This window comes from Falsihalocynthiibacter sp. SS001 (genome assembly GCF_042445055.1).
GTDB lineage: Bacteria > Pseudomonadota > Alphaproteobacteria > Rhodobacterales > Rhodobacteraceae > Falsihalocynthiibacter.
On record NZ_CP170339.1, the window covers coordinates 307,863 to 319,295 of the forward strand.

The 11,433-nt window shown below is 54.8% G+C and carries 9 protein-coding genes; 5 read left to right on the forward strand and 4 right to left on the reverse strand.

What is annotated here, in order from left to right; genetic code table 11:
• Nucleotides 1-9 precede the first annotated feature (9 nt).
• Nucleotides 10-2,631, reverse strand: coding sequence for a DNA mismatch repair protein MutS (gene mutS, locus ACFE33_RS01485; protein ID WP_380058626.1), 2,622 nt, complete (start codon nt 2,629-2,631; stop codon nt 10-12).
• A 154-nt stretch (nt 2,632-2,785) separates the two neighbouring features.
• Here mutS and ACFE33_RS01490 point away from each other — a divergent pair, with 154 nt between their 5' ends.
• Both ACFE33_RS01490 and ACFE33_RS01495 read left to right on the forward strand, forming a co-directional pair.
• Entirely contained in the window at nt 2,786-5,047 is a 2,262-nt protein-coding gene (locus tag ACFE33_RS01490; RefSeq protein ID WP_380055961.1) for an NADP-dependent malic enzyme, read from the forward strand.
• The gene (locus tag ACFE33_RS01495) at nt 5,044-5,919 is read left to right on the forward strand and encodes a ribokinase (RefSeq protein ID WP_380055964.1); all 876 of its coding nucleotides are present in this window, start codon (nt 5,044-5,046) and stop codon (nt 5,917-5,919) included. Before ACFE33_RS01490 ends, ACFE33_RS01495 begins: the two co-directional genes overlap by 4 nt.
• 1 nt (nt 5,920) lies before the next feature.
• Here the strand turns inward: ACFE33_RS01495 and msrA are convergent, their stop codons facing one another.
• On the reverse strand, nt 5,921-6,583 hold the full coding sequence (gene msrA, locus ACFE33_RS01500; RefSeq protein ID WP_380055967.1) for a peptide-methionine (S)-S-oxide reductase MsrA: 663 nt from the start codon (nt 6,581-6,583) through the stop codon (nt 5,921-5,923).
• Nucleotides 6,584-6,725: 142 nt separating this feature from the next.
• On the opposite strand from msrA, the gene ACFE33_RS01505 reads away from it, so the two are divergent.
• Both ACFE33_RS01505 and ACFE33_RS01510 read left to right on the forward strand, forming a co-directional pair.
• Entirely contained in the window at nt 6,726-7,628 is a 903-nt protein-coding gene (locus ACFE33_RS01505; RefSeq protein WP_380055970.1) for a D-amino acid aminotransferase, read from the forward strand.
• Nucleotides 7,628-8,350 (forward strand): HAD family hydrolase, encoded by a 723-nt coding sequence (locus ACFE33_RS01510; protein ID WP_380055973.1) that lies wholly within the window; start codon nt 7,628-7,630, stop codon nt 8,348-8,350. The genes ACFE33_RS01505 and ACFE33_RS01510 overlap by 1 nt, the downstream gene beginning before the upstream one ends.
• Here the strand turns inward: ACFE33_RS01510 and ACFE33_RS01515 are convergent.
• On the reverse strand, nt 8,343-9,578 hold the full coding sequence (locus ACFE33_RS01515) for an argininosuccinate synthase (protein WP_380055975.1): 1,236 nt from the start codon (nt 9,576-9,578) through the stop codon (nt 8,343-8,345). The genes ACFE33_RS01510 and ACFE33_RS01515 overlap by 8 nt on opposite strands.
• 145 nt (nt 9,579-9,723) lie before the next feature.
• Here ACFE33_RS01515 and ilvA point away from each other — a divergent pair, with 145 nt between their 5' ends.
• Nucleotides 9,724-10,971 (forward strand): threonine ammonia-lyase IlvA, encoded by a 1,248-nt coding sequence (gene ilvA, locus ACFE33_RS01520; RefSeq protein ID WP_380055977.1) that lies wholly within the window; start codon nt 9,724-9,726, stop codon nt 10,969-10,971.
• On the opposite strand, the gene ACFE33_RS01525 is transcribed toward ilvA, so the two are convergent.
• Nucleotides 10,968-11,294 (reverse strand): Hpt domain-containing protein, encoded by a 327-nt coding sequence (locus tag ACFE33_RS01525; protein WP_380055980.1) that lies wholly within the window; start codon nt 11,292-11,294, stop codon nt 10,968-10,970. The two genes, ilvA and ACFE33_RS01525, sit on opposite strands and share 4 nt — an antisense overlap.
• Between the last annotated feature and the right edge of the window lie 139 nt (nt 11,295-11,433).

Genomic DNA, 11,433 nt, shown 5'->3' on the forward strand with positions numbered 1-11,433 from the left:
GCGTAACTCCTAACCGAGTTGCGCCTTTTCTTTTAGCGTATAGAGCGCCTGAAGCGCCTCTCGCGGGGTCATTTCGTCGGGGTGAATATCCGCCAAGGCATCCTCAACTTCGCTGGATTTTACCTGCGAGGGTGCTGGGGGCGGGGCCTGCATAGAGAATAGCGGCAGATCATCAATAAGCGCCTTTTGCTTACCGCCTTCGCGCTCGCCTTTTTCCAAGGCATCCAAAACAACCCTTGCGCGGTTTACGACGGCATCGGGTAGGCCTGCAAGCTTGGCCACCTGAACGCCATAGGAGCGGTCAGCGGCGCCCTTTTTGACTTCATGCAAGAAGATCACGTCGCCTTCCCATTCCTTCACCGCGACCGTCGCGTTTTCCACGCCCGCGAGCTTATCGGAAAGGGCCGTCATTTCGTGGTAATGCGTGGCAAAGAGCGCGCGGCATTTGTTGGCGTCGTGTAGGTGTTCAAGCGTTGCCCAGGCAATCGAAAGGCCATCATAGGTGGCCGTTCCGCGACCGATTTCATCAAGAATAACAAGCGCTCTATCATCCGCCTGATTAAGGATTGCAGCGGTTTCGACCATCTCGACCATGAAAGTCGAGCGCCCCTTTGCCAGGTCGTCACTTGCGCCAACACGCGAGAAAATCTGGCTCACAAGGCCGATGTGCGCGCTATCGGCAGGGACAAAACTCCCCGCTTGGGCGAGCAATGCGATCAATGCGTTCTGTCGAAGGAACGTCGACTTACCCGCCATGTTTGGACCGGTCAAAAGCCATATCTTGGCGCTTTCGTCGCCGCCCGAAAGAGCACAGTCGTTCGCGACAAATGGTGCGCTTCCTTCTTTCTTGAGCGCGCGTTCTACCACTGGGTGGCGCCCGCCGCTTATCTCGAAGTTGCGGCTGTTGTCCACTTGGGGTTTGCACCAGTTTTCACCTGACGCAAGGTCTGCGAGCGATAGTGCTAGATCAAATTCCGATAGCGCAGAAGCCGCATTCCCAATCGGGCCGGATTTTTCCAGAATCTCGCTAATTAGGGTGGAATAGAGCCGCTTTTCTATTTCAAGCGCCCGTCCGCCCGCGTTCAGAATCTTGGTTTCCATCTCTGAAAGTTCAACCGTGGTAAACCGCACCTGATTTGCGGTGGTCTGGCGGTGGATAAAAGTCTCGGAGAGGGGCGCGGCAAGCATTTTCTCGGCGTGGGTTGCCGGCGTTTCGATGAAATAGCCCAGCACGTTGTTGTGCTTGATTTTGAGCGCAGAAACGCCCGCCTGTTCGGCATATTTGGCCTGCATATTGGCGATTACGCTGCGGCCCTCGTCCCGAAGTTTGCGCGCCTCATCAAGCTCTTCGTCAAACTCAGGTGCGATAAACCCACCGTCCCGCGCAAGTAGGGGCGGATCGGCAACAAGCGCTCGGTCGAGCAAATCCACCAATTCGTCATGCCCCAAGAGCGCGTCAGACGCCGTTTTAAGCAGGTCAGGAAGTGTGTCGGGGAGGGACTCCGCGATCTGCGTCGCCTGTGAAAGTCCTTCGCGGATAGCGGCAACATCGCGCGGGCCGCCGCGCTCAAGGCTAAGACGGGACAAAGCCCGATCAAGGTCTGGTGTGCGGCGCAGGGCTTCGCGCAATGGATCGCAAACGGCGCCGTTCTCAAGCATGAACGACACCGCATCCTGACGCGCGTGGATCGTATCCAGACTGGTCGACGGAGCAGAAATGCGGCGCGTTAAGAGCCGTCCGCCACCAGCCGTCAGTGTGCGGTCGATCGCGGACAAGAGCGACCCTTCTCGGCCACCTGACATGCTTTGGGTGATCTCAAGATTGCGGCGCGTCGCTGCGTCGATTTGTACGGTGCCGCCAGTGCTTTCTTTTTGAGGCGCGCGCAGAAGGGGGAGTTTGCCCTTTTGCGTGATCTCGAGATAATCAACAATCGCCCCAAGCGCCGAAATCTCGGCGCGCGAGAATGTCCCGAAGGCGTCAAGAGAGCGAACCTTAAACAGAGCCTTTACCTTCTTCTCGGCTGCGGTGCTGTCAAAGCTTGAGCGCGCAATCGGTGTGAGTGAAAGGCTGAAATCATTCTCTAACCAAGCGCAATCCTCAAACTGTGCCTCGGAGACGACCAACTCGGAGGGGCCCAATCGAGCGATTTCAGGCCCAAGCCGCGTCGCGGTTGTTTCCATGACGTGGAGCGACCCAGTCGAGATGTCCACCCATGCCAGCGCTGCTTGATCCCGAACGACCGAGTAAGCGGCCAGATAGTTGTGCTTGCGCGCCTCAAGTAGGCTCTCTTCGGTAAGAGTTCCCGGTGTCACAAGCCGCACGACATCGCGCTTTACGATAGCCTTATAGCCTCGTTTTTTGGCTTCGGCGGGGCTCTCCATCTGTTCGCAAACAGCAACACGAAAGCCCTTTCGAATAAGCGTAAGCAAATACCCTTCGGCGCTATGAACGGGCACGCCGCACATAGCGATATCCGCGCCCTCGTGCTTGCCGCGTTTGGTAAGCGCAATATCAAGCGCCGCCGCCGCATCTACTGCATCGTCAAAAAACATCTCATAGAAGTCGCCCATCCGATAAAACAACAGCGCATTTTGATACTGTGCCTTGAGTTCGAGATACTGGGCCATCATTGGCGTTACGGTTGCTTTGGCGGTGCTCACTGCTACTTCCTTAGATTTTCTTAACATGACCTTACAAACCTCGGCGGATTGGTGAAAGCCGAATGTTGACCGAGGACGTGAACTTGTATTGGATAAAGGTCTTGCAAAAGGATTTGGCCCAAAAATGTCCACAAAAATGAAGATCACACCTGAAGAGGCGCTTGCCTATCACATGAACCCCCGACCGGGAAAATGGGATGTAACGCCCTCGACCCCGATGACCACACAGCGCGATCTTTCGCTCGCTTATTCGCCCGGCGTGGCGGTACCATGCGAGGCGATCGCCGCGAACCCCGAGACCGCGTATGACTATACCAACAAGGGGAATCTCGTCGCTGTTATTTCCAACGGCTCTGCGGTTCTTGGGCTAGGGAACTTGGGCGCACTTGCCTCCAAGCCTGTGATGGAAGGGAAATCCGTTCTGTTCAAACGGTTTGCCGATGTGAACTCGATTGATCTTGAGCTTGATACCGAAGACCCCGAGGCCTTTATCAACGCTGTGCGACTCATGGGGCCAAGCTTTGGCGGCATCAATCTCGAGGACATCAAAGCCCCCGAATGCTTCATCATTGAGCAGCGCCTCAAAGAGGAAATGGATATCCCCGTTTTCCATGACGATCAGCACGGAACAGCCGTTATTTGCGCGGCTGGTTTGATTAACGCCCTCAAGATTTCCGGCAAGAAAATTGAGGACGTTCGCATCGTTCTAAATGGTGCAGGTGCTGCGGGTATTGCGTGTTTGGAGTTGATCAAGTCCATGGGCGCTCAGCACAATAATTGCATCATGTGTGACACAAAAGGCGTGATCTATCAGGGCCGAACCGAGGGTATGAACCAATGGAAATCCGCCCACGCAGCGACGACTGATCTGCGAACGCTAGAGGAGGCAATGGACGGTGCGGATGTGTTCTTGGGTGTCTCTGCCAAGGGTGCTGTGACACCTGAAATGGTTGCAAGCATGGCCAAAGATCCCGTGATTTTCGCCATGGCAAACCCTGATCCGGAAATCACACCAGAAGAGGCCCATGCCGTACGCGAGGATGCGATCGTTGCCACAGGGCGAAGTGATTACCCCAATCAGGTGAACAACGTGTTGGGCTTTCCGTATCTTTTCAGAGGCGCGCTGGATATCCATGCCCGCGCGATCAACGACGAAATGAAGATCGCCTGTGCCGAGGCGCTGGCAGATTTGGCGCGCAAAGAGGTGCCGGACGAGGTGGCAATGGCCTATGGCAGAAAGCTGCAATTCGGACGAGATTACATCATCCCGACACCGTTTGATCCCCGCCTGATCTATGAAATCCCGCCCGCCGTCGCCAAGGCAGGAATGGATACTGGCGTCGCACGCCGCCCGATTGTTGATATGGCTGGCTATCGCGAGAGTCTGCACGCGCGCATGGACCCGACGGCGAATATTATTCGCTCAATCAACGCCCGCGCTCGCGCTCGTCAGGCACGTATGATCTTTGCCGAGGGTGATGATTTGCGTGTGCTGCAAGCGGCAGTGAATTATCAACGGTCTGGAATTGGTAAGGCGCTGGTTGTTGGCCGAGAAGAGGGCGTCAAAGCGCTCCTTGAAACGGCAGGGATGGGAGATGCCTATGACGAACTCGAAATCGTCAACGCCAAGAACACCCCACACCTCGAGACATACAAAGACTACCTCTATGAGCGTCTGCAACGAAGCGGCCACGACATCCATGATGTGCACCGTTTGGCATCGCGCGACCGTCACGTGTTCTCGTCGCTGATGTTGGCGCATGGTCACGGCGATGGGCTTGTGACGGGTGCTACACGCAAATCGGGCCATGTGCTGGGGCTTATTAATCACGTCTTTGACGCGCGTGCCGAGGATGGCGCGGTTGGCGTGACGGCGCTCTTGCTCAAGGGGCGGGTTGTTCTGATTACTGATACGCTTGTGCACGAATGGCCAGAGCCAGAGGATTTGGCGACGATTGCCGAGCGCGGCGCCGAAGTGGCGAAAACGCTTGGATTAGAGCCGCGTGTCGCCTTTGTTAGTTTCTCGACCTTCGGGTACCCCGTGTCCGAACGGGCCGAGAAAATGCACAAAGCGCCACGTGTTCTTGAGGCCAGAGGCGTTGATTTCGAGTTCGAAGGCGAGATGACTGTCGACGTTGCCCTCAACCCACAGGCCATGGCGAACTATCCGTTTAGTCGACTTACGGGTCCCGCGAACGTGCTTGTGGTTCCTGCGCGGCATTCCGCGAGCATTTCGGTGAAATTGATGCAGGAGATGGGTGGTGCTACGGTGATTGGTCCGATTTTGACAGGGGTTGATCAATCCATTCAGATTTGCTCCACGGTTTCGACCTCAAATGATATCTTGAATATGGCCATTCTGGCGGCTTGTAAGGACGGAAAATGACGCTCTTTAATCTTGGATCCATCAACGCGGATCATGTGTACCAAGTTCCACATTTCCCCTCTCCGGGGGAAACATTGGCGGCAACGGAATTTGCTGTCGGCTTGGGCGGAAAGGGTACGAACCAATCCGTCGCTGCGGCGCGTGCTGGTGCAAAAACCTATCATATCGGCGCTGTTGGTCCCGAAGGTGTCTGGGCGCGCGATAAGCTTGAGGAGTTGGGCGTGGATGTCACTCATGTTTCACAAATTGAAACGCCCACGGGTCATGCGATCATCAATGTTGATAAACAAGGAGAGAACTCGATCGTCTTGTTTCCTGGTGCGAATTTCGCGATGGAGCAGGCCGATATCGCACGCGCTCTGGATCAGGGTGGCGAGGGTGACACGCTTTTGCTCCAGAACGAAACCGCGCATCAGGCGTTTGCTGCCAAATATGCGCGAAATCGTGGGATGCAGGTGATCTATTCCGCCGCGCCCTTCTCGATTGAGGCTGTGAGAGAGGTGCTTCCCTTCGTGACAATGCTCGCGATGAACCAGATTGAGTGCGAGCAGCTTTGTGCCGCATTAGAGACTGATATTGAGCGTCTCGACGTTTCTGAAACGCTGGTGACTTATGGTGCTGAAGGTGCGGAGTGGCGTGGTGATGGAACGGTGCGCCGTGTCGATAGTTTTAAGGTAAGTGTCGTCGACACGACCGCCGCGGGCGATACCTTTGCAGGTTATTTCGCGGCAATGCGTGACCTTGGAGAGGAAGTTCAAACCGCGCTCAAACTGGCCTCGGCAGCGGCAGCGGTTAAAGTGACACGTGCCGGCGCCGCCGAGGTTATTCCATCGCGCGAAGAGGTCGACGCATTCCTTAGCCGGCGGGCATAGCCTATTTAACAAATGGCGCGTCGTTTCCCCAAAGGGCGCGCACACGATCATCGCGGCCGCATGCCTTGCGATACTTGGCGTATGCGGTTGCTTTGGTCACGGGGCCAAAACGGGTGATAACGCGCTTGCCGCTCTTGTAATAGTTCTGGTGCCCAGCTTCGGCCCGATAGAACGTCGCTTCCTTGAGGATCGGCGTCACAATTTTCTGGCCTAGCTCCTTCTGAGCGGCCGCGATTGCTGCCGATGCATTTTGCGCTTGGGCATTGTTAGAGACGAATATCGCGGTGCGATAACTTGCGCCCCTATCACAGAATTGACCGCCAGCGTCGGTCACATCCACCGAGCGCAGAAACAGATCAAGCAATGCTCGTTCACTGACGACTGCGCTGTCATAGGTGATCTTTACGGCTTCGTAATGACCTGTGCCACCGCCGGACACCTGCTTATACGTTGGGTTTCTGACATTCCCACCCGTATATCCAGAGACCACATCCTGAACGCCTTTAACGGATTCAAAATCAGCCTCGACACACCAGAAACAGCCGCCCGCAACCACAAGGGACTTGGTCGGACCGGCCTTTGCTTCGCCGCAGTTCAGGATTAATCCCAACACAAGCGCGATCGACAGGGAAATAGACTTCAGACTGTAGGTAAGCGGGATCATGGCAATACTCCGTTTTCTTGACCATTCGGCGAACGGAGCTTTGATGCAATCCCCTGAAACAGGATGTCACGCAACCTTGAGCGTTTTTTACCGCTTGGCGAGGATGGAATTGAACTCTAGTTTGGCGCCGAAGGAGACTACCATGACTGACAAAATCTCGACCCACCAAGCCGCCGAAGATCAACGCAACGAGAGTATTCTGATCTATGTGAACGGAGAATTACTACCGCGTGAGAAGGCTGTGGTGAGCGTTTACGACGCTGGGTTCATGCTTGGGGACGGGATTTGGGAAGGTCTGCGTCTGTATGATGGGCGCTGGGCGTTTCTGGATGAGCATATGGACCGCTTGTTCGAAGCATCGCGCGCGATTGATCTGGATATCGGCATGGATCGTCAAGGCGTGATTGACGCTTTGGAAAAGACGCGCGCCGCAAATAACATGACAACGGATGCCCACGCACGCTTGATGATTACGCGAGGCGTAAAGCAGCGGCCGTTCCAGCATCCGAGCCTTTCGGTGACTGGACCAAGCTTTGTTATCATTATGGAGCACTCAACGCCAAGCATGGCGCGCCCCATTCGTCTTGCGACCGTTCCGCATCAGCGCGGATTGCCAATGACGCAGGATCCGAAACTCAACAGCCACTCCAAGCTGAACTGTATTCTTGCGTGCATCGCAGCCGAGAAGGCAGGCGCAGACGAGGCGCTTATGCTGGACGTGCATGGGTTCGTTAATACGACGAATGCGTGCAACTTCTTTATTGTTCGCAAGGGCGCTGTTTGGACCAGTACGGGCGATTACTGCATGAACGGCATCACCCGTCAGAAAGTGATCGACGTATGCCGTGCCGATGGCATTGAAGTGCATGAGCGTAACTACTCGCTGGTTGATACCTATGGTGCGGATGAGGCGTTTCTAACAGGAACCTTTGGCGCACAGACACCCGTAAGCGAAATCGACGGTCGCCAGATCGGTACTGGCGAGATGGGGCCTGTTACCCAACATATTCGCGGATTGTACAAGGCGCTGGTCGAGAAAAGCTAATGAGAATTGCGATGTGGTCGGGGCCGCGAAATCTTTCGACGGCGATGATGTATTGTTTCGGTGCGCGCACCGATTGCGCGGTGGTTGACGAGCCGTTCTATGGGGCGTACCTGAAGCAAACGGGTCTGGTGCACCCCATGGGCGACGAGATCATGGCGCAAATGGAAACTGATCCGGATGCCGTTGTCGCGCAGATAATGGGCAGCATTCCCGACGGCAAACCGCACTTTTATCAAAAGCATATGTGTCACCACATGATCGAAGGCTTTGACCGCAACTGGGTGGTAGAATGCAAGAACGTGTTTCTGCTGCGCCACCCCGCGCGGGTCGTTGCGAGCTATGCAGTAAAGCGAGAAGAGCCATCCTTGGCGGATCTGGGCTTTGCACAGCAGGCGGAGATTTTTGAACAGGTGGTTGCCATTGGCCAAGAGCCGATTGTGATCGACAGTTATGATATTCGGCAGAACCCTGAGGGTATGATAGACGCGCTCTGCCGCGCGCTTGATATTCCGTTTGCGCCAGAAATGCTTCGATGGTCAGCGGGGGGACATCCCCAAGACGGCATATGGGCCGATCATTGGTATGGGGCTGTTCACAAGAGTACCGGATTTGCCGGCCCAGAGGGTGAGCTGCCCAAAGTAGAGGGAGATCTTGGCCGCGTTGTCGAAGAGGCTATGCCCTACTACGACGCGCTCGCGGCCAAGAAGATTTCCGTTACTTAACGCGGCGGTTACGCATCGCAATAAGTTTGAGACGCAGTGCCTGAAGCTGAATAAAGCCCGCTGCGTCTTTTTGATCATAGGCGCCGGCATCTTCTTCGAAGGTCACGTGGCTCTCGGAATAGAGGCTGTGATCAGACCAACGTCCAACAGTGCGCGCCAAACCTTTGTAGAGTTTCAAGCGAACGGTACCTGTCACATGCTCTTGCGAGGCATCAATCGCCGCCTGTAGCATTTCGCGCTCAGGTGAGAACCAGAAGCCGTTATAGATAAGCTCTGCGTACTTTGGCATCAGCTCGTCTTTTAGGTGCATCGCGCCACGGTCCATCGTGATCGATTCAATCCCGCGGTGCGCCTCAAGCAGAAGCGTTCCGCCTGGAGTTTCGTAGATACCGCGTGACTTCATGCCGACGAAGCGACCCTCAACAAGATCAAGACGCCCACAGCCATGCTTGCCGCCCAATTCATTAAGCTTGGTCAGGATGGTCGCGGGGGACATTGCTTCGCCATCAATCGCAACGGCATCGCCCTTTTCAAAGGTGATGTCGACGAATTCAGGTGTGTTCGGCGCATCCTCGGGGTGAACCGTGCGCTGATAGACATAGTCGGGTGCGTCAATCGCGGGGTCCTCAAGGACTTTGCCTTCTGATGACGTGTGCAACAAGTTCGCATCAACCGAGAATGGCGCTTCGCCGCGTTTGTCCTTGGCGATCGGGATTTGATGAGCCTCTGCGAACTCAATCAGCTTGGTGCGGCTCTGGAGGTCCCACTCACGCCAAGGCGCAATTACAACGATCTCTGGGTTCAGGGCATATGCCGCCAATTCGAAACGAACCTGATCATTGCCTTTGCCTGTTGCACCATGCGCAACTGCATCGGCACCAGTTTTCTCGGCGATCTCAACAAGGCGCTTGGAGATTAGCGGGCGGGCAATCGACGTGCCGAGAAGATACAGACCTTCGTATTGCGCATTCGCGCGGAACATCGGGAACACAAAGTCGCGAACGAATTCTTCACGCAGGTCTTCGATGAAAATGTTCTCTGGCTTTACGCCAAGAAGTTCGGCCTTTTTGCGTGCTGGCTCAAGTTCTTCTCCTTGGCCCAAATCGGCGGTGAAAGTGACGACTTCGCAACCGTATTCAATCTCGAGCCATTTCAGAATAATGGAGGTATCAAGACCCCCCGAATAGGCCAGAACAACTTTCTTTGGTGCGGATTTTGGCGCAGACATGAGCTTCTCCAATGTAGGTATCGCGGTGGCGTTACAGGGTTTTGAACCTTGGGGCAAGTGTTCCGAAGATTTCACGTCGATCTGTTTACGATATGTTCCAAAGTTGGCGCTTGTTCTGGGGATAAACTTGGGTCAAACCTTGTGAATGAGCGATTTTTGCGAAAATGCCCGACATGCCACCACCGCGTTGCGCGCGCTTTTCCCCGCGACTCCCTTGCAGCGGAACGACCACCTTTCGGCGAAGTATGACGCGGATATTTGGCTAAAGCGCGAAGACCTAAGCCCGGTGCGGAGTTATAAAATCCGCGGTGCGTTTCATGCGATGTCCAAGGAGCTTTCTAAGAACCCAGAGCAGAAGCTTTTTGTCTGTGCCAGCGCGGGAAATCATGCGCAGGGGGTTGCATATGTTTGTCAGCATTTCGGGGTACAGGGCGTGATCTTTATGCCCGTCACCACGCCCCAACAGAAAATCCAAAAGACCAAGATATTCGGGCGTGATTCCATTGAGGTGCGTCTGGTTGGCGACTATTTCGACGAAACGCTCGCAGCTTCGCAATCCTATTGCAAAGAGGCAAACGGACATTTCCTTGCGCCTTTTGATGATCTGGACGTGATCGAGGGGCAGGCCAGCGTTGCCGTCGAAATGATCGAAGAGTTGGGCCGCTCGCCAGATATGGTGATCTTGCCCGTAGGCGGCGGTGGTCTGTCGGCGGGGATCAAACAGTATATGGAGATCGAAGCGCCCGAAACGGACTTGCGCTACGTAGAGCCAACCGGCGCGCGCAGCTTGGCTGCGGCTGTCAAAAATGGTGCTCCAGTGACGCTTAATGAGGTTGATAACTTCGTGGACGGCGCTTCCGTCGCGCGGATAGGCGAGCTCAATTTTTCGGCGCTTTCGGATGTTGCGCCAGATAAGATTTTTGCGTGCCCAGAGGATCGGATATGCACCACGATCCTTGAGATGTTGAACGTCGAGGGTGTGGTTCTTGAGCCTGCTGGCGCGCTTTCTGTGGACGCGTTGGGGGATGTGAAATCTGAAATCCGTGGCAAAACAGTCGTTTGCGTTACCTCTGGCGGGAATTTTGATTTTGAGCGGCTTCCCGAAGTCAAAGAGCGTGCGCAGCGATATCTTGGACTCAAGAAGTATTTCATTCTCAGGCTTCCGCAACGCCCCGGCGCGTTGAAGGGTTTTCTGTCGATGCTCGGCCCAGACGATGACATCGCGCGGTTTGAGTACCTCAAGAAGTCTGCCCGTAACTTCGGTACTGTTTTGATCGGTATTGAAACGCAAAATGCCGAGAATTTTACGGAACTGTTTGGCAAACTTGAGGACGCAGGCTTCGCTTATCGCGATATTACCTCCGACCAAACGCTGTCTGAGTTCCTTGTTTAAAGCTTGATATTTTCCTGCGCGGCAAAGGTGCTCTTGGACTGCTCATAGATCGCGAGTAACTCGTTCAACCCTCTTGCATCGAGTTGGCCCACGGCCGCCGCGCGCTCTCCCTGCTGACAGGCCTGCGCCATCTGTGCAAAGCCGAGATTAAGCGCGCTTCCCTTTAGAAAATGCATGTTTTCCTCTAGTTCCGCAGGGTCGGGATTTGCGGCCAGCCGTCTGATTAGCTCATCAACTTCTTCCAGAAAGAGCTCGGCAACCTCCAGAAAATCTTCTGCGCCGACTTCTTCTCGAAGTTCATTTACGCGATCCCAGTCGATCATGTTTACCTTTGGCCTCTTGTGATGTTCCGACTTCGATATTGCTAGCGATGGAGTCTTAACAAACGATAACTATATAGAATTTTCACCTTCACCGGATGTTAAGTGTTTGTGGACAATACCAGAAACAGTATCCGAGGAG

Bases quoted from the DNA above. Each gene is read 5' to 3' on its own strand.
- ACFE33_RS01505 (WP_380055970.1), top strand. From the start codon at position 6,726: ATGACTGACAAAATCTCGACCCACCAAGCCGCCGAAGATCAACGCAAC.
- ACFE33_RS01490 (WP_380055961.1), top strand. From the start codon at position 2,786: ATGTCCACAAAAATGAAGATCACACCTGAAGAGGCGCTTGCCTATCAC.
- ACFE33_RS01495 (WP_380055964.1), top strand. From the start codon at position 5,044: ATGACGCTCTTTAATCTTGGATCCATCAACGCGGATCATGTGTACCAA.
- ACFE33_RS01510 (WP_380055973.1), top strand. From the start codon at position 7,628: ATGAGAATTGCGATGTGGTCGGGGCCGCGAAATCTTTCGACGGCGATG.
- ilvA (WP_380055977.1), top strand. From the start codon at position 9,724: ATGAGCGATTTTTGCGAAAATGCCCGACATGCCACCACCGCGTTGCGC.
- ACFE33_RS01525 (WP_380055980.1), bottom strand. From the start codon at position 11,294: ATGATCGACTGGGATCGCGTAAATGAACTTCGAGAAGAAGTCGGCGCA.
- mutS (WP_380058626.1), bottom strand. From the start codon at position 2,631: ATGATGGCCCAGTATCTCGAACTCAAGGCACAGTATCAAAATGCGCTG.
- msrA (WP_380055967.1), bottom strand. From the start codon at position 6,583: ATGATCCCGCTTACCTACAGTCTGAAGTCTATTTCCCTGTCGATCGCG.
- ACFE33_RS01515 (WP_380055975.1), bottom strand. From the start codon at position 9,578: ATGTCTGCGCCAAAATCCGCACCAAAGAAAGTTGTTCTGGCCTATTCG.